Origin of the sequence: Deinococcus aestuarii, assembly GCF_018863415.1 — a bacterium.
GTDB classification, from domain to species: Bacteria; Deinococcota; Deinococci; order Deinococcales; family Deinococcaceae; genus Deinococcus; species Deinococcus aestuarii.
Window position 1 is genome coordinate 56,117 of sequence record NZ_JAHKSN010000009.1, and the last position, 21,385, is coordinate 77,501.

A 21,385-nucleotide genomic window follows, 5' to 3' on the forward strand; every position below is an offset into this window, starting at 1 on the left:
TCGGGTCTGGGGTGCGGCCGCCCGGAGTCCTTCCGGGCATGGGCCCTGGGCGAGAGACCGCCGCGCGGCCTGTTCTAATCGATTAGAAGCCTAGCGAAGTTCGCGCGGGATTGTCAATGCGGTTGCCCTTCCGGTGGGAGGAGCCGGGTCAGGCGGCCGGGGCCCCGGGGGTTTTGCCGTCACGGCGTGAAGCGACGCAGGTGGACGCGGTAGACCCCGCGGGTGTCTTCCCGCCACGCGAGCACGACGTTCCCGGGGGCGTCCACCGCGACCGAGGGCGAGCGCGCGTCCCGGCCAGGGTCCCGGTTGACCGTCCCGAGGTCCTGCCACGCCGTGTCCGTCCAGCGGGCCAGCCGCACCTGACCCACGCCGCCGCGCTCCTCCACCCACGCCAGGACGGGCCGCCCCGCGCCGTCCAGCACGAGCGAGGGCGCCGACGCGAACCCCAGGCTGACCGCCCCGCCGAGGGCCGTCCAGCGCCCGCCGTCCCAGCGCGAGACGAAGAGGGTGTCGCGGCCGTCCACGTCCTCCAGCCAGGCGACCGTCGGGCGGCCCTGCCTGCCCAGCGCGAGGCGGGGCGCGGCGAGGTAGGTGGGGGCGCGTCCGCCCGGCGCCGCGCCCAGCCGGGTCCAGCGGTCGCCCGCCAGGCGGGCCACCACGACCCGGCTGGCGGTCACGTCGCCCTCCAGCCACGCGGCGGTGACCCCGCCCCGGCGGTCGAGGGCCAGCGAGGGCTGACGGCCGGAGGTGCCCGCCCCGTTCAGCGGCGTGCTCCTGACCCACGCGCCGCCTTGCCAGCGCCGCAGGGTCAGGACCGTTCCGGGACCCTGGCGCGGGTTCTCGCCCCAGACCAGCACGGGCTCGTCCTGCCAGGCGGCCAGCGCCCGCGTCTTGGCCGACTGCGGGGAGCTGATGCCCAGGTAGCGCGTTCGCCAGTCGGTCCAGGCGCCGCCCCGCCACGCGCGGAAGACCACCACGTCGTTGTCGCCGGAGTTCTCGTTCCAGGCCAGGAGGGGCGTGCCCCCGGCGCCCAGCGCGAGGTTGAGGTTGGCGGCGGGGCGCGGCCGGTCGTAGTTCAGGACCCCGCCGAGCGGCTGCCAGGCGCCGGAATTCCACCGCCACGCGCTCACCGTGCGGGCGGTGAAGGTGCCCCGCCCGCTCGTGGCCCGGCCCGCGTCGGTGATCAGCGCCAGCACGAGGCGGCCCTCCCGGTCGGCGGCGAGTTGCAGGTCGCGGACGGGCTGGAGAGCTTCCGGCGGTGGGGCGAGTGTCTGGACGCGCTCGGCGCCCCCCGCCAGGGCGAGGCCGAGTAGACAGAACGTGGGCAGGAACCTCAAGATGGGACCTTTCTGGGTTGGGGTGGGCGGGAACACCGGAGGGTTCCTATTGTGCGGCGTGGGCCGTCCGGGAGCAATGGGGCCGCGCGCGTAGGCCGTCTCGCCGAAGTCAGGCCCCCATCTCACGGCCCTGCGGCACGAGGGGACCCGGCCGGGACAGCACGGCGCGCGCGGCGGCGGCGGGAAGGGGGCGGGCGATGTAGTAGCCCTGGGCCATCGCGTAGCCCAGGTCGCGCACGCGGGCATACTCCTCGGCGGTCTCCACGCCCTCGGCAACGGTGTTCAGGCCCAGCGTGCGGCCGAGCGCGGCGATCACGCGGGCGAGTTCGGTGCCCACCCGGTCGCCCCCCAGCCCCGTGATAAAGGAGCGGTCCACCTTGAGGTCGTCGATGGGAAACTGCCGCAGGTAGCTCAGGCTGGAGTACCCGGTGCCGAAGTCGTCCACGGCGAGCCGGACGCCCAGGCTGCGCAGCGCCGCCAGGGTCCGCAGGTTCGCCTCCGCGTCGCTCATGACCACGTTCTCGGTGAGTTCGATCATCAGCCGCCCCGGCGCGAGGCCCGACTCCCGCAGCGCCGCCGCCACGTCCTCCACCACGCCGTCTTGCGCGAGGTGCGCCGCCGTGAGGTTGACGCCCACGCTGGGCGGTTTCTCGCCGGGGGGCGCCGCCCAGCCCGCGACCTCACGGCACGCCGCCCGCAGCACCCAGCGGCCCAGCGGGACGACCAGCCCGGTCTCCTCGGCCACCTCCAGAAAGGCTTCGGGCCCCAGGAGCCCGCGCGTGGGGTGGGGCCAGCGCACCAGCGCCTCCACGCCGCCCGCCCGCCCGGTCCGCAGGTCCACCAGGGGCTGGTAGTGCAGCTCGAACTCCCCGCGCGTGAGGGCCGCGCGCAACTCGGCCTCCACCTGCACGCCCTCCACGACCGCCGCGTGCATGGAGGCGTCGAAGAGCTGCGCCCGGCCCCGCCGCCCGGCCTTGGCGCGGTACAGGGCCACGTCGGCGTTGCGCAGCAGGGCCTCGCCGTCCTCGCCCCCCCCCCGCAGGGCGATGCCCACGCTCGCGCCCACGGTCAGGGTCAGGTCCCGCACGGCGACCGGCGGGTTGAGGGCCCCCAGAAACCGGGCGGCGACCTCGCTCGCCTCGTCCGGGCCGCCCACCCCGGGGAGCAGCACCGCGAACTCGTCCCCGCCGAGGCGGGCCACCGTGGCGGCGGGGGGCGCGCAGGCCGCGAGGCGCCCGCCCACCGCGCGCAGCACCTCGTCGCCCGTCCCGTGGCCCAGGCTGTCGTTGATCGCCTTGAAGTTGTCGAGGTCCATCAGGAGCACGGCGGGGGTGCTCGGGGCGGGGGAGGGTTCGTCCAGCGCCTGCGCCATCCGCTCGTGGAAGAGGCGGCGGTTGCCCAGGCCGGTCAGGGGGTCGTGCAGGGCGAGGAAGGCCAGCCGGTCGGTCAGGCGCCGCCGCTCGCGCAACACCGCGCCCAGCAGCAGCCCCGAGAGGGTGAGGGTGAGCAGCCCGAATTGCAGCGCGAGGCCGCCCGTGCGCCGCACCTCCTCGTTTCCCGTGAGCAGCGCGACCCCCACGTTCAGGCCGAGCACCGTCAGGACCGTGCGCTCGAAGCCGTGGCGGGTGGCCGTCCACAGCAGCGGCACGAACAGGGCGTAGCTGAAGTCGAGGGTGGAACTGCGCGGCCCCCCGTACCCCACCCACAGCGCCAGCGCCGCGAGGCCGGCCTCCGCCAGAAGGTCGAGCACACGCCACCACAGCGGCGGGGGCCGCGCCGGTCCTTGCGGCTCTGGCTCCGCCGGTCCCGACGCCGGGGCCGCCCACAGCCCCGGCCAGCGGCGCAGCAGCAGCAGCAGGGGCGGCGCGAGCAGCCCGACGCCGGTGGCGGTCCCCGCCCACAGTTGCAAGAGGCGCTCGCCGATCTCGGCCCCGGCGAGCCGCCCGGCCCCGGCGACGCTCGCCACCTGAAGGGCCGCCACCCCCAGCGGCGCCCCGACCATCGCCACCGCCGCGAAGAGCTGAACGTCACGCAGCCGGGGAAGCCGGGGGTCGAAGCGCAATCGCTCCAGCAGCAGGCAGGCCAGGACCGTCCCGCCCACCGTGACCGCCGTCGAGAGGAGCAGCGGCAGGGGAGGGGGCGGCGCGGGGACCACCAGCGCCTGATGGAGCAGGCCGGTCACCACCAGAAACGGCCAGAAGCGCCGCCCGAAGACGAGCAGCAGCACGTAGTCGAGCGCGGAGGGCGGATACCACACCGACACGCCCGGCGCCGCGTTGAAGCGCTGGGACACCACGTCCAGGGCCAGCCAGGCCAGGAGATAGAACACACCGAGCCGGGCGGGGTGAGGCGCGCGGGGCGGCATGAGCCTAGGGGCTCTTCCGGGAAAGGCGGGGGGTGGGCCGAACACGCACGCCTGAGGATAAGTGTCTTTCGTGTCACTTCATGAGGGGCGCCCGGACGGTGGGCCCGGACCGGCCCTCAAGCCTCCCAGACGACCCGCGTCCCCCCGCGTTCCGGGACGATTACGCTGGACGCCGGGTGCCGCCCGCTCCCGTCCGGCCTTCCCGCCGCCCCCGCCCCGTCCGAGTCCCCTCCCCGCCGTCCCTCAGGAGTGTGCCCATGTCCGACGCCTCTGCCCCCCGTCCCGCGGCCAGGTCCGGCCTCGACCGTTTCTTCGGCCTGAGCGCCTCCGGCTCGACCGTCCCCCGCGAGCTGCGCGCGGGCCTGACGACCTTCCTCACCATGAGCTACATCCTCTTCGTCAACCCGCAGGTCCTGTCCGCCGCGATCCAGGTGCCCAACGCCTTCGTGCAGCTCCTGATGACCACCGCCCTCGCTGCCGCCTTCGGTTCGCTGGTCATGGGGTTGATCGCCAAGTACCCCTTCGCCCAGGCACCCGGCATGGGCCTCAACGCCTTCTTCGCCTTCACCGTCGTGCAGGGCCTCGGCGTCCCGTGGCAGACGGCGCTGGGCGCCGTCTTCATCAGTGGCGTGCTCTTCGTCCTGCTCAGCGTCCTGGGTGCGCGCCAGGCCATCGTGCAGGCCATCCCCACCTCGCTCAAGTTCGCCATCACCGGCGGCATCGGCGCCTTTCTGGCCTTCCTGGGGCTGCGCAGCGCCGGGCTGGTCGTCAGCAACGACGCGACCCTGCTCGGCCTGGGTTCGCTGCGGGCCCCGACCGTGTGGCTGGCGCTGCTGGGGCTGCTCATCGCCGCCGTGTTGATGAGCCGCCGCGTGACCGGCGCCATCCTGTGGAGCATCCTCGCCACCACCGCCGTCGCCATCCTCACCGGCGCCGCCGTGTACGCGGGCGGGGAGAACGGGGCGCTGCGGGCCTTTCCCGGCTTCGGCGGCGCGTTCCTGGGCATCTTCGGCACGCCCGTCTGGCCCTCCTCCCTCGTGGGGCAACTCGACCTTGCGGGGGCGCTGGGGTTGGGGCTGCTGAGCGTGGTGTTCACCTTCTTCTTCGTGGACTTCTTCGACGCGACGGGGACGCTGACGGGGCTGTCGCAGCGGGCAGGCTTTCTGGACGAGCACGGCAACATGCCCCGCGCCCGGCGCCTGTTCGCCATGGACGGGCTGGCCGCGATGTTCGGTGCCTTCATGGGGACGAGCACGACCACCGCCTATGTCGAGAGTGCCTCGGGCATCGGGGAGGGGGGCCGCACGGGACTGACGGCGGTGACGGTCGGGGTCCTCTTCCTGCTGAGCATGTTCCTGTGGCCGCTCGCCGCCGCGATCCCGGGTGCGGCCACCGCACCCGCCCTGATCCTGGTGGGGGCGCTGATGATGGAGGGGGTGCGGCAGGTGGACTGGGACGACATCAGCGAGGGGCTGCCCGCGTTTCTGACCGTGATCGCGATGCCGCTGACCTTTTCGATTGCCAACGGGGTCTCCTTAGGCGTGATCAGCTACTGCGCGATCAAGCTCTTCAGCGGGCGCGCGCGGCAGGTCAGCCCCATCCTGTATGTGGTGGCCGCCCTGCTCCTCGCCCGCTATATCTGGCTGGTCGGCGAGTAGCGTCGCCCGGGCGGACCAGGGAAGGGAGACGGGCACGCGGCCTCGTCTCCTTTCTCTTCGGGCCTACTCCTCGACCCAGCGTACCTTGTCCTCGACGGGTCGCCGCGTGCCCAGGGGCCAGTCCGCGCGGGGGAAGCCGAGGTACACCACGCCCACCATGCTCGCCTCCCCGGGGAAACCCAGCAACCGGGCCGTGTTGGGGTGCAGGGACGGCGCGTTGGTGATCCACTTGCCCACGAGGCCGTGCGCCGTCGCGGCCAGCAGGAGGTTGTGCACGGCGCACACGGTCGCCCACTGCTCCTCGTGGAGGGGCATCCGGGGTCTGACGGACGGCTCGGCGGCCACGGCGATCCACACGGGCGCGAGGTTCTGGCGGTCGCGCTGGCCCTGGCGGGCCTCCTCGGTCAGCGCCGGGTTGAGGAGGCCCGCGCTGGCGTTGAGCGCCCCCGAGAGCCGCGCCCGCCCGGCCCCGGTGAACACAATGAGGCGCCAGGGCTCGGTGCGCCCGTGGCTGGGCGCCCAGTTCGCCGCCTCGAAAAGGGCGTGCAGGGTCGCGCGCGGCACCGGGGCGGGGGAGAGGTCCTTCAGGTCCGCCGTGCGGCGGTGCCGGATGGCGTGGAGGACGGCCTCGCGGTCGCGGGCGTCGTGACCGGGGGCGGGGGGAGGGGACGCCGGAGGGCTGGACATGCCCCCGAGTATGGGCGGTGGCAGAGCCCGGTGGATGGAGGTTCGTCCCGAAAACCCTTCCCCCTGTGGGAACAGGGTGCCGCCCGCGTCCTCAGGGGGCGCCGCGCTCGGTAAGCTGCGCCGCCGAACCGCCCGCCCGCCGCGCCCTACACTCACGCCGTGCCCGACCGACCCGTTCCCCTTGCCAGCTTCACCCTCACGCGCTACGCGGGGCGCGACGGCTGGCGGGGCTTCACGCGGATGGGCCTGGACCGGGGCGCCCTCGCCCGCACGCCCGGCCTGACCTTCTGGCGTCTGCTCGGCACGGGGCGGGGGCAGAACCTGGCGCTGGGGGCGGACGCCCTGCGCTGGGCGCGCTTCGGCGTGTGGTCCTCCCGGGAAGCCTTCGAGGCGTTCGAGGAAAGCCCCTTTCGCCGGGCGGAGCGGGAGCGCTCGCTCGAAACGTACACGCTGCTGCTGCGGCCCCTCCGGGCGCGGGGGTCGTGGGGCGGCGTTTCCCCCTTCGGCGAGCTGCCCCCGCCCGCCGAGTACGCGGGCCCCGTCGCGGTCCTCACCCGCGCCTCGATCCGCCCCTCGCGCCTGCTGGCCTTCTGGCGGGCGGTGCCGGACTCGCAGCGCGGCCTGCACGACAACCCCGCCCTGCTCGCCTCGGTGGGCGTCGGGGAGGTCCCCCTGCTGCATCAGGCCACCTTCAGCCTGTGGCAGGGTGCGGAGGGCGTGCGGGCCTTCGCGTACGGCGCGGGCGGCCACCGCGCGGCGATCCGGCAGACGAGGGCGCTCGACTGGTACGGCGAGGAACTCTTCGCCCGCTTCGCGCCCCTGCGGGCCGAGGGGACCTGGGGCGGCCGCGATCCGCTGGCCGGGCTGCTGCCGTCCCCCTGAGTCCCCCTACCGGGTCGCCCGCGCCGTCACCGCGAACAGGGGATCGTGGCCCCGCCCGCGCGGGCTGCGGTCGTGCGCCGTGACCTCCCCCCAGTTCCCCGCCTCGCGCAGGTACCCGGCCACGAGGTCCAGCCGCCCGGCATCGCCCAGCGTGTGCCAGACCGCCACCGCTTTGGTCGGGAAGCAGCGGTTCGAGAAGGTGATCACCACCGGACCGCCCGGGGTCAGCACCCGCCCCAGGTCGCGCAGGACCTCGACCGGCCGGGTCAGGTAGTCGACGGACACCGTGATGCCCGCCCCACCAAACTCCCCGTCCCCGAAGGGCAGGAGGGGGTCGCGGTTGAGGTTCTGCACCACGGAGCCCGTCAGGCGCGGGTTGCCCGCCAGTTCCTCGCGGTTGAGACCCAGGCCGACCACCCGGCGGTACTCCACCTCGGGCGGGAGGTGGCTCACCCACGAACTCATCAGGTCGAGGATGGCCCCACCCGGCGGCAGGTACTCGCGGTAAAGCTGCGTCACGGCGGCGATGGCCGCGTCGTCGATGTGGGTGACGAAGCGTGGCTGGCGGTAGAACAACTCGTCGGGCGTCTCGTCGAGGCGCCGGAAGGCCCCCCGGGGCAGCTTGCTCATGCGCCCCATTGTGGAAGGCGGCGGGGCGGGGGAGAGCGAGATCGCCCCCACTCGCGGGGCGAGGGCGGGTCAACCCCTCAGGCAGCTCCCCTCAAAGGGAGCCGGGAAGCCGGGCCACAGCAACGGCGTCTCTTGCCTCCATTCAAGGAGAGGTGGCCCAAAGGGCCAGAGGAGTACCCTGCCCCATGCGCCTCCTCTCCGTCAACGTCGCCCGGCCCCGCGAGCACCGGGTCGTCGGCAAGCCCGGCACGACGGGCATCCACAAGGAGCCGCAGCCCGGCGCGGTTCACGTCGGGCCCCTCGGCCTCGCGGACGACCACATTGCGGACGTGAACAACCACGGCGGGCCGGATCAGGCCGTCTCCCTCTACAGCGCGGAGGACTACGACGAGTGGGCGGAGCAGCTCGGCGGGGCCCTGGAACCCGGCACCCTGGGCGAGAACCTGACCCTCTCCTCGTTCGGGCCGGGGCCGGTGCGGATCGGCGACCGCTACCGGATCGGTGAGGTGGTGCTGGAGGTCACCTCCCCCCGGATTCCCTGCGCCACCCTCGCCGCGCGCATGGGCGACCCAGCCTTCGTGAAGAGGTTCCGGCAGGCCCGCCGCCCCGGCTTCTACGCGCGGGTGCTGGCGGAGGGGGAGGTCCGCGCGGGGGCTGAGGTCGAGCGCGTCCTGGCGCGGACCGACACCCCCACCCTCCTCGACCTCTTCGAGCTGTTCTACGCCCCATCGCCCTCCCCGGAGACGCTGCGCTGGGCGCTTTCCGCCCCGGTCGCCGTCCGCAACCGCGAGGAGTACGAGGCGCGGCTTCGGGACCTCACCCGGTAGCGCGCCCCCCTACCCTCTCAGCCCCCGCCGGGCCACGTCGCGGAAGTACACGAGTTCCTTGCTGCCCGGGAAGGCACGTAAGGTCTTTTGCGTCAGGTCGAGCGTCTTGCGGTGGTCGCCCACCCGGGTCCACGCCTCGAAGGCCTCCTGGCGGTAGAGGTAGTACAGGGTGGGCACCCCCAGGGCCACCGCGCGGTCGAAGTTGGCCGCCGCCTCGCGGGCGTTGCCCAGCCGCAGGTTCGCCTTGCCGAGCCCCCACCAGGTGTAGGGGTCGCCCGGCCGGGCCCGCACGTTCCGCTCGCCGATCTGCTTGAGCTTGCGCCAGTTGTTCGCCGCGCGGAAGTCGTCGCCCAGGACCGCCCGCACGTCGACCTCCTTGGAAGGCGGGTACGCGATCAGGTACTCGCCGTTGTAGAAGTGCCACAGGTCCGTCATCTGGGCGGTGCTCAGGCGCAGGGCGGGCCCGCGCAGGGGGTCGCTCGTCAGAAATTCCCCGCCCCGGTAACCGTACACCGTGCGGAAGTGGGCGACGTTGCTGCCGGGCCGCAGCCGCTGCTGGACCACGACCGGGAGCCCGCGCGCGAGCAGTTCGCGCAGCAGTTCCGGCGTCCCGGCGTAGCGGATCACGCTCCGCAGCCCGAAGCGCCCGAGGTACGCGGCGAGTTCGAGGCTGGTGACCTGCGGGTCGCGCGGGCTGTCCTTGAGGGCACCCACCGCCTGTGCCTGGGTCACCCGCGTGCCGTGGTAGCCCAGGATGGTCAGGGCGGTCACCGGCCCGCAGTTGTCGGGCCCCTGCCGCTCATAGCGGATGTTCTTCAGCGTCACGCTGGCGGGAAGGGCCGATCCCAGGCCGCCGAGGGCGAGCAGGGTCAGCGGAAGCCACTTGGCGAACATGCCCCAGTGTGGGGGCCCGGCCGGGGGACAACACGCGCCCCCGGTTGCGAATCCCTTCAGGGAGGGAGCCCGCCCCTCAGCCCTCCGGGTGCGTCTCGTCCCTGACCGTGACCGTCTCGGGCAGCGCGCACGCCGTCACGGCGCCGTGGGGGGAGACGGCGAGCACGCGCCTCTCCGCCAGCGTCCACAGGGCGCGGTGGACGCCCATCTCGGCCCCCGCGTCCCCGGACGGGGCCAGGCGGTCGAGGAGGGTGGTGTAGCGCAACTCCTCCCCGGTGCCGCCCGCCCAGGGGGTCGCCCCGGCGACGAGGAGCAGCACCCGGCGCTGCTCGGCGCTCTCGGCGAGGGCGAGGAGGGCCTGTTTCGCCCGCAGCCGCGCGGCCCGGTCCTCGCGCTCGCGGCGGCGGCGGTCCAGGAGGGCGGCCACCTCGTCCGGCAGGGGCTCGCCCCGCCCGGCGCGCGACTCGATCAGTCTCTCCAGGTGCCCGTCGGCGCGGGCGCGGGCCGCCTCCCGCAGCTCCCCGGTGCGGCCCCGCAGCTCGGCGGCGGCCTCCTGCACCCGGGGATTGTGGCTCACCGTCTCGGCGAGGCGGCGGGCGGCGTCCCGGAACCTCCCGCGCGCCCGGGTTTCCTCGTCGGTGGTCGTGTCGCTCTGGCCCTTGGGCCTCGTGTCGCGCAGTCTCATGTGCCCTCCTCGGGGTCGTCCGGTCATGCCCGCGCGCAAGGCGCCGGGGCCGGATGTGCCCCCCATTCTCGCACCCCGCCCGGTGAGTTCGGGATGGGATTCCGAAAGGCAAGGCCGCCGCGATCCGGGCGGCGGCGGTCCTGGGGTGCGTGGGCGAATGTCTTACCGGAACAGCTCGATCACCTTGATCAGCGTCTGCCAGATCGCCCACGTCATCGGAATCAGCACGACGAGCCAGGCGAGGATGACGGCGGCGGGGGAGGTGCTCTGTTCGCGCATGGGGTCTCCTGTTCTCAGTCGTCGGCGGCCGTCTGGTGGCCCAGGGTGCGGTCGGCGTAGTGGCGGGACGAGACGGGGCGCACGAGCAGGTTGGCGACGAAGCCCACCACGAGCAGCCCGGCCATGATCCACATGACGGTCGAGTACGCCTGCGCGGCGGGGACCCCGGCGGCGATCTGGCGGTCGCGGAAGCCGTTCACCAGCGAGGGCCCGGCGATGGCGGCGGCGCTCCAGGCGAGGAGCAGGCGGCCGTGGATGGCGCCCACGTTCAGCGTGCCGAACAGGTCACGCAGGTAGGCGGGCACCGTGGCGAACCCGCCGCCGTACATGCTCATGATGACGCCGAAGGCCAGCACGAACAGCGCCAGGCTCGCCGTCTGCCCGAAGACCGGAATCAGGAAGTACAGCACCGTGCCCAGCGCGAAAAAGACCATGTACGTCGGCTTGCGCCCGATCCGGTCGGAGGTCGAGCTCCAGAAGAGGCGCCCGCCCATGTTAAAGAGGCTCAGCAGCCCCACGAAGCCCGCCGCCGCCGTGGCGGTCACGCCGTTCCCGGCCCCCAGCACCCGGTCGCTGAACATCTCCTGGATCATCACCGAGGCCTGCCCCAGCACCCCGATCCCCGCCGTCACGTTGCAAAACAGCACCACGAACAGCAGCCAGAACTGCGGCGTCCGCATCGCCTGTTCGACGGTGACGTTGTGCGTGGAGATCATCCCGTGCGACGTGCTCGGCGCGGGCGGCGTCCACCCCTGCGGCCTCCAGCCCTCGCGCGGCACCCGCACCAGAAAGGCCCCGAACATCATCAGCGCGAAGTACAGCGCCGCCATCGTGACGAAGGTCGGCACGATCCCGAAGTTGGCCCCACCGAACGAGGCCATCAGGGAAGTCCCCAGCGGGCTGCCCAGCAGCGCCCCGCCGCCGAAGCCCATGATCGCCAGCCCGGTGGCGAGGCCGGGGCGGTCTGGGAACCACTTGATCAGCGTGCTGACCGGGCTGATGTATCCCAGCCCCAGCCCGATGCCGCCGAGCACCCCGTTTCCCAGGATCAGCAGCCACAGTTGGTGCGTCGCCACCCCGAGCGCGGCCACCACGAACCCGCTGCAAAACAGCAGGGCCGACGTGAACATCGTCCGCCGGGGCCCCACCCGCTCGACCCACTTGCCGAAGAGGGCCGAACTCGCCCCCAGGAAGAACAGCGCGACCGAGAAGATCAACCCGACCTGAAAGAGCGACCAGTCGCCCGGCGCTCCCGTCTCCGCCTTCAGGTCCCCGCTGATCAATCGGCTGAGCGGCTTGTTGAACACGCTGTAGCCGTAGATCTGACCGATGCTCAGGTGCACGGCCAGCGCGGCGGGCGGCACCAGCCAGCGGTTGAAGCCGGGCGGGGCGACGGTCCTCTCACGGTCCAGAAATGACGCCATCTGTTCTCCTTTCACGGCTGGGGTTGCCAGCGCAAGCGGGGGGGGTTCAGGAGGATTGGAGACGGGACGCGCCCGCATACACGTTGAAACGCTCACCGCGCGCGAAGCCGACGAGGGTGAGACCCAGGCCCGCCGCCGTCTCCACCGCGAGGCTGCTCGGCGCCCCCACCGTCACGACGACGGGGACGCCCGCCAGCGCCGCCTTCTGCACGATCTCGAAGCCCGCGCGGCTGGAGGTGACGAGGATGTGGTCGGCGAGGGGGAGGAGCTTTTGTTCTATGGCCCACCCCACGAGTTTGTCCACGGCGTTGTGCCGCCCCACGTCCTCGAAAACCGCGAGGAGTTCGCCGTCCGGGGTGAAGAGACCCGCCGCGTGCAGCCCGCCCGTCGCGTCGAAGGCGGGTTGCGCGGCCCGCAACCGTTCGGGCAACCCGGCGAGCAGGGGGGGGGAGAGGAGAGGGGCCGTCCATACGGGTTCCCGCACCCGCACCGCCAGCCGCTCCACGCTGCCGCTCCCGCAGACGCCGCAGGCACTCGTGGTGACATTGGCGCGGGCGGAGGCGAGCAGCCACATCGGATCGGAGGTGTGGAGGGTGACGACGTTCGGAGCGTCCGGATCCTGGGTCGGCGACACGTGGAGGTCTCCCCGCAGCAGCCCCTCCGCGTGCAGCCACCCCAGCACGAGTTTGCGGTCGTGGCCGGGTGTCCGCATGGTGACGGCCAGGGTGACGCTCTCCCCGCCGCCCTGCACGCGGATGTCGAGAGGTTCCTCGACCGCCACGGCGTCGTCCCGCTCGGTCGCAAGGCCCTCCCGGTAGGCCAGCACACGTGCGTGCGTCACGGCGGGGGCCGTGCTCTCGGCAAACGCGGGCCGGGCCCCGGGCAGGCTCACGCGAGGCGTTCCCCGCTGGTCCGGCGTTCCTCCACCGGCTCGTGCATCTGGGCGTCCGCCTGCCGCAGGGCGTGGCCGAAGCCCTTCAGGGTGCCGAAGAGGGCCGTCAGCGCCACCTGAATGTCCGGGTCGCGCATCAGCCCGACGAGTTCGCCCAGGCCCACCCGCTCCCCGCGGGCCACCCGCTTGGCCCCCTCGTTCACTCCCTCGTTGAGCGCTCGCCCCAGGGTGCCGACGCTCTGGGGGTCGAGTTCGGTGAGCACCCGCACGACCTCCAGCAGGTTGCGGATGACGTGCGTCGAGCTGCCCCGCTCCAGGATGTGCAGGCCCTCGCCCGCGAGCCCGCCGCCGCCCCGCACGACCTTGTTCAGCACGTCGAGCACGCCGTGGTCGTGCAGGACGCTCAGGAGTTTCAGGCCCTCCACCAGCGCCTCGGCGTTCTGGGCGCTCGCCTCGGCCAGTTCCTCCTGTGGCGTCCTGGGGCGGGGCGTGTATTGCAGTGATTTCGCCATCTTGACCTCGCTTTGGCTGTGTGGAGGCTTCGGTGCGCTGGGATGGCGTTTGCGGTTGCCCCCTCCCGGCCTCCCCCACGAGGGGGGAGGAGCAAAAAACCTCGTTCGCGGAGCTTTTCTCTTCTCTCCTCTCTCTTGAGGGGAGGCCGAGAGGGGGTGAACGTGCAGAGCGTCCAAAGAAACCTCCCCTCCAACTCCCCTATCCTTCACCCGAAGAAGGGACCGGAACCCCTCGCCCCGGCCCCCCTTCCCCTCAGTCGTCCGCCCCGCCCACGTAGTCCGAGCGCGCGTTCAGGCTGCCGCCCTCCATCATCGTCAGGCTGGAGCCGGGGAACACGTAGTCGGGCCGCCGCCACTTGCGCTCGACCTCCACGCCCCGCTGCGGGGTGGGGTGGCCGAAACGGTGGTTGGTGCGCGGCAGGGGCGGCGTGCCGTCCACGCTCAGGATCTCCATCCGCACCGCCGTGTCCTTGTAGGCGGGCGTATGGGTCACGTGGTCGGCGTGGCTGCCCGTCAGGCGGTTGACGGCCTGCGCGGCGTCCTGCGTATTCATCGGCATGTAGAGCTGCTTGCCGATCACCCGGTTCGTCACGAGGACGGGCAGGCGCACCGCCCCGTGCCGCGAGACGAGGCGCACGAGGGACCCACTCTTGAGTCCCCGCTGTTGGGCCAGCTCCGGCGACACCTCCACGAACGTGCCGGGCACCTTTGCCACGATGCCGGGCGCTTTGAAGGTCATGTTCCCCTCGTGGAAGTGCTCCAGCATCCGACCGTTGTTGAAGTGCAGGTCGTACTCCTCGGTCGGCGGCTCGACCGGCGCGACGAACTCGGCGGGGTAGAGCCGCGCCTTCTTGTCTGGGAAGGGAAAGCCGTCCACGAACAGCAAGGGTGTGTCCGTGCCGTCGGGGTGAACCGGCCATTGCAGCGACTTGAAGCCCTCCAGCCGCGCGTAATTCACACCCGCGTACAGGGGCGTCAGGCTGGCGATCTCGTCCATGATCTGCGAGGGGTGCGTGTAGGTCCACCCGGCCCCGAGGCGGTTGGCGACGAGCTGGATGATTTCCCAGTCGGGCTTGCTGCCGCCCATCGGCTCCATCGCCTTGTAGAGCCGCTGGATGCGCCGCTCGGTGTTCGTGAAGGTGCCGTCCTTCTCCAGGCTGGGGCTCGCGGGGAGCACCACGTCGGCAAAGCTCGCCGTGTGGCTGAAGAACACGTCCTGCACGACGAAGAAGTCGAGCTTCTCCAGCGCCGCGTCCACGTAGTTGGCGTTGGAGTCCACGATGCTCATCTCCTCGCCCTTGAGGTACATCGCGCGGAGCTTGCCCTCGTGGATGGCGTGGACCATCTCGTGGTTGTCGAGGCCCTTGTTGACGGGGAGTTCGGTGCCCCAGATCGCCGCGTACTTGGCGCGCACGGCGGGGTCATCGACCCGCTGGTATCCCGTGACGAAACCGGGCATCGCGCCCATGTCGGAGGCGCCCTGCACGTTGTTGTGCCCGCGCAGGGGGTACGAGCCTGCGCCGGGCCGCATGTAGTTCCCGCTGACGAGCAACATGTTGGAAATCGCCGTGCTCGTCTCGCTGCCGCCCATCTGCTGGGTCACGCCCATCGCCCACATGACGCAGGTGCCGTCCGCCGTGGCGACTTCCTCGGCGATCTGGCGAATCTTGTCCTGGGAGATGCCCGTCACCTGCTCGGCGTACTCCAGGGTGTAGCCCTCCAGGCTGGCCCGGAACTCCTCCATGCCGTTGACCCACTGCGCCAGAAAGTCCTTTTTCTCCAGCCCGTGGTCGAGGATGTAGCGGCTCACCGCGTTCAGCCACACGAAGTCGGTGCCGGGGTTGGGCTGCACGAAGAGGTCGGCCCGCCGCGCCATCTCGTGTTCGCGCAGGTCGGCGACGATCAGCTTCTGGCCGCGCAGCTTGTGCGCCCGCTTGACCCGCGTGGCGAGGACGGGGTGGCTCTCCGCCGTGTTCGTCCCGATGCCGATGACGAGCCCGGCTTTCTCCAGATCAATGATGCCGCCCGAGTCGCCGCCGTAGCCCACCGTGCGCCACAGGCCCATCGTGGCGGGGCTCTGGCAGTAGCGCGAGCAGTTGTCCATGTTGTTCGTGCCGACCACCGACCGGGCGAGCTTCTGCATCAGGAAGCCCTCCTCGTTCGTCGTCTTGGACGAGGCGATAAAGGCCAGCGCGTCCGGCCCGCTCTCCCGCCTGATCTCGGTGATCCGCCGCGCGATCAGGCCCAGCGCCTCGTCCCACGTCGCCTCCCGGAAGCCGTTCCCTTCACGGATCAGGGGCGTGGTCAGCCGCTCGGTGCTGTTCACGTAGTCCCAGCCGAACTTGCCCTTGATGCAGGTGCTCACGCCGTTGGCGGGCCCGTCGAAGGGCTCGATCTTGAGGATGTGTCGGTCCTTCGTCCACACCTCGAAGGAGCAGCCAACGCCGCAGTAGGTGCAGACCGTCTTCGTCCGCTCGATGTACCCCTCGCGCCCGGCCGCCTCGATCTCGGAGACGTTCAGGATCGGCACGTACCCGACCGACGGCTCGACGTTCTTCACGATGGCGACGGCGGAGTTGAAGACCGGCAGCTCCATCCCCGTGAAGTAGCCCGCCTCGCCCAGCATCGACTTCTCCATCAGCGCGTTGCACGGGCAGACGGTGACGCAGTGCCCGCAGCTCACGCAGCTCGACTCGTCGATGGGCTTGCCGCCGTCCCACAGCACGCGGGGATTGGGGTCCTCCCAGTTGATCGTCAGGGTCTCGTTGACCTGGAGGTTCTGGCACGCCTCCACGCAGCGCCCGCAGAGGATGCACTGGTCGGGGTCGTAGCGGTAGAAGGGGTTGGTCTCGTCCTTGGCGTACGGCTTGGGCTGGAAGGGGCGGTTCTGGTGCTGCACCCCCATCAGCTTGGTCGTGTTGTGGACCGTGCAGTTGCCGTTGTTGTTATCGCAGACGGTGCAGTACAGCAGGTGGTTGGCGAGGATGCGGTCGAAGGCCTCCTCGCGGGCCGTTTGGGCGGCCTGGACGGCGGTGCGGACCTGCATTCCCTCGCTCACGGGGGTGGCACAGGCGCGGACGAGCCCCCCGTTCACCTCGACGATGCAGGTGTCGCAGGTCTGGATCGGGCCGAGCTGCGGGTGGTAGCACACCTGGGGCAGCTCGACCCGGGCACGGTTGAGGGCGTCGACCAGGTGTTCGCCTGGCCGCGCGGCGTACGAGCCGCCGTCAATCGAAATCTGGATTTCGGGTCCAGCCACGGGCATCCCTCCTCTTTTCGGGTGCGCGGAGTATATAGGTTGCGCGCAAAGGAAAAGCCGGTGCCCGTCCGGGTGAAGGAGACGTTAAGTGGATGAGGGGAAAGCGCCCCAACCCGGGCGACCCCGACCAGAAGGTCCGAACAGAAAAAAGGCCGGTTGCCCGGCCCTGGAAGGATGTGGTGTAGTCGCTGGCCCTCAGTCCGTGTCCGCCTTCTGGTGGCGGTACTCCTGAATGTGGTCGTACACGTGCTGCGGGAAGTCGAGGTCGCGGTACACGTTGCCCTCGTCGGGGTCGTCCTTGTCGGGCAGGATCGGGAAGTCCTGCTTTTCCATGTACTCCATGATCTTGGCGCGGCCGGGCGGGCTGTAGTCCGCCTCCTGCACCTGCCGCACGAGGTCGCGTGCCCCCTCCTCGCTGAAGTCCTTGTCCTGCGCGAGCAGTGAGACGAGTTCGTCCTCCTCCACGAAATGCCGCCCGACGATGGTGTACACGAGGCGCCCGTAGTGCCCGATATCCTGCCCTTCGTTCAGCGCGTCCGTCAGGTGGGCCATCATGTGGTTCTTCGTCATATCTTCCAGCGACATATTCACCTCGTGCTGGTTAGGCTAGGGCGTAATCAGGGGCCGATCATGATCCGGGTCCCAAGGCGTCTTCACGGTCGCCCACGCCAGATAAAGGGACCGGGGACATCTGGCTCGCGCCCCCCGGCCCCCGCGGCCCGTCAGTCCTGGCCGCTCGTCTCGCCGCCATCCTCGTACAGGACGGGATCGTTCGCCCCGTAGTGCGAGGCTCTCGTGCCGTCCACGGCGGCGTCGGCGAGATCGGTCTCCTCGGCGCCCGAGGGGGGCTGGTAGACCGGGCTGTCCTCGTTCGTCATCTCGGGATTGGGGGCGTTGTTGGCGTCGGCCTCTGCGTTTCCGGTCATGGACTGAGCGTGCCACGGACCGCCCCCGCCGCTCTGACCGGCGAGCTTAAGGCGACTTCACGCTCGGCGGCGAGCTGCCGGGCGCCGGGACCGGGCGGGAGCGGTGTGCCCGGGGAGGTTCGCCATCCCGTTCAGGCTCCCGCCAGGTGGGGCCGGGCGAAGTGCACCCCGGGTTCCAGGACGGCACGGTTAAGGTTCACAGAAGGTCTGCCCGTCAGGCTTCTCACCTCGTTCCCAGGAATGCTGATGGGGCCAGAGCGGGCGCGCCCTGTGGCCGAGGAGCACTCCATGCCAGACCACACCCCACCTCCGCTGGGCTGGGACCTGACCGAGCCACACACCGCCCTCTCCTCTTTTCTGGGCACCCTGCCCGCCCCACCGCGACTGCTCGCCCTGGGGGAGCCCACCCACGGTCTCGACGCCTTCCCCGCCTGGCGCAACCGCGTCTTTCGCACGCTGGTCGAACGCCACGGATTCCGGTCCATCGCCATCGAGAGTGACAGCATCGCTGGGCTGCGGGTGAATGCCCACGTCACGTCGGGCCACGGCTCCCTGGATGAGGTCATGCGGACGGGCTTCAGCCACGGCTTCGGCGCGGTGAGGGCCAATCGGGAACTGGTCGAGTGGATGCGGGACTTCAATACGGGCCGTGAGCCCGGAGACCACCTGCGTTTCTACGGTTTCGACCCTCCCCTGGAGTTCTGGGCCCCCAGCCCCCGGGCCAGCCTGCACGCCTTCCTGAGCGCGCATCTGGATGGCGTTCCCGTGGACGCGGCCACCCTCGAACGCCTCTGCGGGGAAGACGCCCGCTGGGCCAACCCGGCGGCCGTCATGGACCCGGCGCAGTCCATCGGCGACAACGACGAAGCGCGGCAGCTCCGGCGGCTGGCCGACGACCTCTCCACCCTGCTGCGAACCGCGGCGCCGGGGCTGGCCGCACAGCCCGGCCTCTGGGAGGCGCAGTTGCACGCTCGGACGGCGACGGGCCTCCTGCGCTACCACGCGCGGCTGGCGGACCGGGCGCCGAACCGGGACCGCCTGGAGCGAGCGTCGGCGTTGCGGGACCTGATGATGGCGGACAACCTGAGCGCCGTCGCCGGGCGAGAAGAGGAGCGCGGGCCGACCCTCGTGTTTGCCCACAACGCCCACCTGCAACGCCACATCAGCGCGATGAGACTGGGCGACCTCAGGGTGGAGTGGTGGAGCGCCGGGGCACATGTCGGCACCCGCCTCGGCCGCCGGTACGCCTTCATTGCGAGTGACCTGGGAAGGGCGCCGGAAAAGGGCGTCGGGGAACCGGCCCCGGACACGCTGGCGGGCGCCCTGATGGACCGGGCCGGTCCGGCCACCCTGTTCGCCTCCCGGCGGCTGAGCGCCGCGCTCCCACAGCCCCTGGTCAGGAGGACGGACGTTCCTGTCCAGGCCGGGTACTTTCCCCTGGAGGCGCGACACCTGCTCCTCGCGGACGGCGTGCTCTTCGTGAGGGACGCGACGAGCTGAGCGGATCGGGGCCGCGGGGCCCGTCGGGGTTCTCGAGGACGGCCACGTTCAACGGCCGAGGCGGCTCATTCGGTCCCCGTCACGGGGCCGACCCCCCCGCGCCCGCCTCCACGATGCCGAATTCCTGCACCCGGCCCCGGGAGTCGAGCCCGAAGATCAGCGTCCAGCCCCCACGCGGGCCGCGCTCGAAGGTGGCCGTGCGGGTGTAGTAGGTCAGGCCGCCGCCCCGCGTCACCCGCTCGCCGAGCACCCGCGTCTCCGCCCCGTAGGCTTCCAGGCCGCTGCGGCGGTAAGCCCGGAAGTCGGCGAGGTCCCGCCAGTCCGCGCGCACGGCGGGCAGGAACGCCGCCCACACCTCCTCCAGCCGCTCGCTGTACAGCAGCCCGGTCAGCTCCCGGCCCCGGGCGATGGGATCGAGCGTGGACGTGGGTGCGGGGCTGGGCGTGGGGGCTGGAGGAGGCGTCGCCGGAACCGCAGGAGAGACGGGCCGCGCGGGAATGGCGGGCGTCTCGGCGGGCACCGGCGCCGGGGTGGCCTGGACGGGGGCCGGGGGAGGGGAGGGCGCCACAACCGGGGGGGTGGAGGCGGGACTGGTCGGCGCGTCCGGCACCCTCTGCACCGGAACGGGTGCCGGGGTCGCCGCGACCACCGGGTTGGGGGAGACCTCGGCGGCGGAGGCGGGCCGCACGAGCAGGCTCTGGACTCCGTACAAGACGGCGAGCGTCAGCACGACCAGCGCCGCGCCGACGAACAGGCCCTCCTCCGTGCGATTCATCCCCACCTCCGTGATGGGCCCCGTTATAGGTCAGGCCGGGAGAGGAAAATGCGACGGGCGCCGCTCAGCCCTACAGCTCCACCGGCAGGCCGCTGCGCGCACTCTCGTAGCCGCCGAGCACCAGCCGCACGCTCTCGCGGCCGTCCTCCCCGGTGCAGATCACGGGCCTGCCCTCCCGCACCGACGCGACGAAGTGCGCCACGCTGCGCACATGCGCGTTCCCCGGGTTCGCCGCGTCGTACCACGTCTCGTCGCCCTCGCCCCAGCCCCCGAAGTCGAAGGTGCGGTGAAGGTGGCGCAGCCGGGGCTTGCCCAGCCGGTTGCTGCACTCCAGCGCCCCCGCCGTGCCGTACACCGCGAAGCTCTCCTCCCACCCGGTCGCCGTCCAGGCCGTCTCCACGCTCGCCAGCGCCCCGCTCTCGAACTCCAGGTTGGCGACGGCTGTGTCCTCGACCTCGATGTCGAACTTCAGCGTGTTCATGCGGGCATAGATGCTGCGGACTTCCCCCCCCAGGTAGCGCGCGAGGTCCATCAGGTGGCAGCCGTTGTCGAGCAGGGTGCCGCCCCCGCTCGCCGCGAGGCTGCCGAAGGCCCCCCGCACCTCGGGCGCCCCGCCCCAGTCGTGCGCCTGCCGCAGCCGCATGAAGGTCACCCGCCCGATTCGCCCCTCGTCGATCAGCCGTCGGGCCGTCTCCACCAGCGGATTCGAGCGCAGGTGGTGGTTCGTCTGGAGCACCACCCCCGCCTCCCGCGCCGCCGCGATCATCGCGTCGCAGGCGGCGAGGTCGAGCGAGAGCGGCTTCTCGCACAGGACGTGAATGCCCCGCCCCAGGGCGGCGAGCGCGGCGGGCGCGTGGAAGGCGTTCGGCGTGCAGATGCTCACCGCCTGGATGGCCTCGCGCTCCAACATCGCCTCGAAGTCCGCATAGCCCCGCGCCTGCCACTCCCCCTCACGCCCGGTGCGCGTCACCTCGCTGGGATCGGCGAAGGCCACCACGTTCGCCCCTGCCAGCCGGTAGCCCTCGTAGTGCCGCGACGAGATCGCCCCCGCCCCGATGATGCCGACGTTCAGAACCTGGGTCATGCGCCCTCTCCCGCCCGCTCGGGCAGGGGCTCCAGGGGCTGGCGGTTCCCGAACGCGCGGGGAGCGCTCGCCGTCGGCGCGGCCCAGCGCGACCCGTTGGCGATCACCCGCAGCACGCCCTCGTGGTGGTAGGTCGGATACGTCTCGTGCCCGGGCCGGAAGTAGAAGATCTTCCCGCTCCCGCGCGTGAAGGTGCAGCCCGACCGGAAGACCTCGCCCCCGGTGAACCAGCTCACGAAGATCAGTTCGTCGGGCGCGGGGATGTCGAAGTGCTCGCCGTACATCTCCTCGGCGGGCAGCTCCAGATACTCGCCGACCCCGTGCGCGATGGGGTGGGCGGGGTTGACCACCCACAGCCGCTCCTTGTCGGTCGCCTCGCGCCACTTCAGGTCGCAGCTCGTGCCCATCAGCCGCTTGAAGGGCTTGCTGAAGTGCCCCGAGTGCAGCACGATCAGCCCCATGCCGTCCCACACGCGGGCGACCACCCGGTCCACCACCTCGTCCGAGACGGCCCCGTGCGCCTTGTGCCCCCACCAGACGAGCACGTCGGTCGAGTCCAGGACCTCCTGCGTCAGCCCGTGTTCCGGCTCGTCGAGGGTGGCGGTGCGGACCTCCGTCAGCCCCTGGGCGCGCAGCCCGTCGGCGATGGCCTGGTGGATGCCCTGCGGGTAGATCGCCCGGACGGCGGGGTTCTCGTGCTCGTGGCGGAACTCGTTCCAGATGGTGACGCGGGGCTGGGTCATGGGAGTCGTCCTTGCGGGGAGTGGGG

20 protein-coding genes are annotated in these 21,385 nt (G+C 71.8%); 4 read left to right on the forward strand and 16 right to left on the reverse strand.

The genetic code is table 11. From position 1 onward, the window contains the following. Positions 1-179: 179 nt before the first annotated feature. Both IC605_RS12470 and IC605_RS12475 read right to left on the reverse strand, forming a co-directional pair. Positions 180-1,337, reverse strand: a complete 1,158-nt coding sequence (locus tag IC605_RS12470; protein ID WP_216324320.1) for a hypothetical protein — start codon at positions 1,335-1,337, stop codon at positions 180-182. A 109-nt stretch (positions 1,338-1,446) separates the two neighbouring features. Then, on the reverse strand, positions 1,447-3,702 hold the full coding sequence (locus tag IC605_RS12475; RefSeq protein WP_216324323.1) for a putative bifunctional diguanylate cyclase/phosphodiesterase: 2,256 nt from the start codon (positions 3,700-3,702) through the stop codon (positions 1,447-1,449). Positions 3,703-3,959: 257 nt separating this feature from the next. Between IC605_RS12475 and IC605_RS12480 the strand changes: the two genes are divergently transcribed. Then, entirely contained in the window at positions 3,960-5,360 is a 1,401-nt protein-coding gene (locus tag IC605_RS12480; RefSeq protein ID WP_216324326.1) for an NCS2 family permease, read from the forward strand. Positions 5,361-5,423: 63 nt separating this feature from the next. Here IC605_RS12480 and IC605_RS12485 read toward each other — a convergent pair whose 3' ends face one another. After that, positions 5,424-6,047, reverse strand: coding sequence for a nitroreductase family protein (locus tag IC605_RS12485; protein ID WP_216324329.1), 624 nt, complete (start codon positions 6,045-6,047; stop codon positions 5,424-5,426). A 159-nt stretch (positions 6,048-6,206) separates the two neighbouring features. On the opposite strand from IC605_RS12485, the gene IC605_RS12490 reads away from it, so the two are divergent. Next, a complete protein-coding gene (locus IC605_RS12490; protein WP_216324332.1) occupies positions 6,207-6,929 on the forward strand; it encodes a hypothetical protein in 723 nt (240 codons plus the stop codon). Between the two features lie 6 nt (positions 6,930-6,935). On the opposite strand, the gene IC605_RS12495 is transcribed toward IC605_RS12490, so the two are convergent. Beyond that, the gene (locus IC605_RS12495) at positions 6,936-7,559 is read right to left on the reverse strand and encodes a class I SAM-dependent methyltransferase (RefSeq protein ID WP_246580777.1); all 624 of its coding nucleotides are present in this window, start codon (positions 7,557-7,559) and stop codon (positions 6,936-6,938) included. 185 nt (positions 7,560-7,744) lie between these two features. Here IC605_RS12495 and IC605_RS12500 point away from each other — a divergent pair, with 185 nt between their 5' ends. Beyond that, positions 7,745-8,386, forward strand: coding sequence for an MOSC domain-containing protein (locus tag IC605_RS12500; protein ID WP_216324338.1), 642 nt, complete (start codon positions 7,745-7,747; stop codon positions 8,384-8,386). Between the two features lie 9 nt (positions 8,387-8,395). Here IC605_RS12500 and IC605_RS12505 read toward each other — a convergent pair whose 3' ends face one another. From IC605_RS12505 to IC605_RS12540, 9 genes are all read right to left on the reverse strand, one after another. Beyond that, positions 8,396-9,280, reverse strand: a complete 885-nt coding sequence (locus tag IC605_RS12505) for a C39 family peptidase (RefSeq protein ID WP_216324341.1) — start codon at positions 9,278-9,280, stop codon at positions 8,396-8,398. A 76-nt stretch (positions 9,281-9,356) separates the two neighbouring features. Continuing rightward, on the reverse strand, positions 9,357-9,965 hold the full coding sequence (locus tag IC605_RS12510; protein WP_216324342.1) for a hypothetical protein: 609 nt from the start codon (positions 9,963-9,965) through the stop codon (positions 9,357-9,359). Between the two features lie 162 nt (positions 9,966-10,127). Then, on the reverse strand, positions 10,128-10,244 hold the full coding sequence (locus IC605_RS25570; RefSeq protein WP_425514223.1) for an MFS transporter small subunit: 117 nt from the start codon (positions 10,242-10,244) through the stop codon (positions 10,128-10,130). Positions 10,245-10,258: 14 nt separating this feature from the next. Further along, the gene (locus IC605_RS12515) at positions 10,259-11,668 is read right to left on the reverse strand and encodes an L-lactate MFS transporter (protein ID WP_216324344.1); all 1,410 of its coding nucleotides are present in this window, start codon (positions 11,666-11,668) and stop codon (positions 10,259-10,261) included. Between the two features lie 46 nt (positions 11,669-11,714). Then, positions 11,715-12,560 carry a formate dehydrogenase accessory sulfurtransferase FdhD gene (fdhD, locus tag IC605_RS12520; protein WP_343216604.1) on the reverse strand — a complete coding sequence of 282 codons (846 nt, stop codon included), beginning with the start codon at positions 12,558-12,560 and terminating at the stop codon, positions 11,715-11,717. Next, positions 12,557-13,072 carry a helical membrane plugin domain-containing protein gene (locus tag IC605_RS12525; protein ID WP_216324346.1) on the reverse strand — a complete coding sequence of 172 codons (516 nt, stop codon included), beginning with the start codon at positions 13,070-13,072 and terminating at the stop codon, positions 12,557-12,559. Before IC605_RS12525 ends, fdhD begins: the two co-directional genes overlap by 4 nt. A gap of 253 nt (positions 13,073-13,325) precedes the next feature. Then, positions 13,326-16,337: a formate dehydrogenase subunit alpha gene (gene fdhF, locus IC605_RS12530; RefSeq protein ID WP_216324348.1), complete on the reverse strand. Its 3,012-nt coding sequence runs from the start codon at positions 16,335-16,337 to the stop codon at positions 13,326-13,328. Positions 16,338-16,526: 189 nt separating this feature from the next. Next, positions 16,527-16,901, reverse strand: coding sequence for a hypothetical protein (locus tag IC605_RS12535; protein WP_246580778.1), 375 nt, complete (start codon positions 16,899-16,901; stop codon positions 16,527-16,529). Positions 16,902-17,053: 152 nt separating this feature from the next. Continuing rightward, positions 17,054-17,257, reverse strand: coding sequence for a hypothetical protein (locus IC605_RS12540; protein WP_216324544.1), 204 nt, complete (start codon positions 17,255-17,257; stop codon positions 17,054-17,056). A 288-nt stretch (positions 17,258-17,545) separates the two neighbouring features. On the opposite strand from IC605_RS12540, the gene IC605_RS12545 reads away from it, so the two are divergent. Further along, positions 17,546-18,757 (forward strand): erythromycin esterase family protein, encoded by a 1,212-nt coding sequence (locus IC605_RS12545; RefSeq protein WP_216324350.1) that lies wholly within the window; start codon positions 17,546-17,548, stop codon positions 18,755-18,757. Positions 18,758-18,836: 79 nt separating this feature from the next. Here IC605_RS12545 and IC605_RS12550 read toward each other — a convergent pair whose 3' ends face one another. The 3 genes from IC605_RS12550 to IC605_RS12560 all read right to left on the reverse strand — a co-directional run bounded on the left by IC605_RS12550 (position 18,837) and on the right by IC605_RS12560 (position 21,359). Then, complete coding sequence (locus tag IC605_RS12550; RefSeq protein WP_216324352.1) at positions 18,837-19,532, reverse strand: hypothetical protein; 696 nt, start codon at positions 19,530-19,532, stop codon at positions 18,837-18,839. 70 nt (positions 19,533-19,602) lie between these two features. Next, on the reverse strand, positions 19,603-20,616 hold the full coding sequence (locus IC605_RS12555) for a Gfo/Idh/MocA family protein (RefSeq protein ID WP_216324355.1): 1,014 nt from the start codon (positions 20,614-20,616) through the stop codon (positions 19,603-19,605). Continuing rightward, complete coding sequence (locus IC605_RS12560; protein ID WP_216324358.1) at positions 20,613-21,359, reverse strand: ThuA domain-containing protein; 747 nt, start codon at positions 21,357-21,359, stop codon at positions 20,613-20,615. Before IC605_RS12560 ends, IC605_RS12555 begins: the two co-directional genes overlap by 4 nt. Positions 21,360-21,385 lie beyond the last annotated feature (26 nt).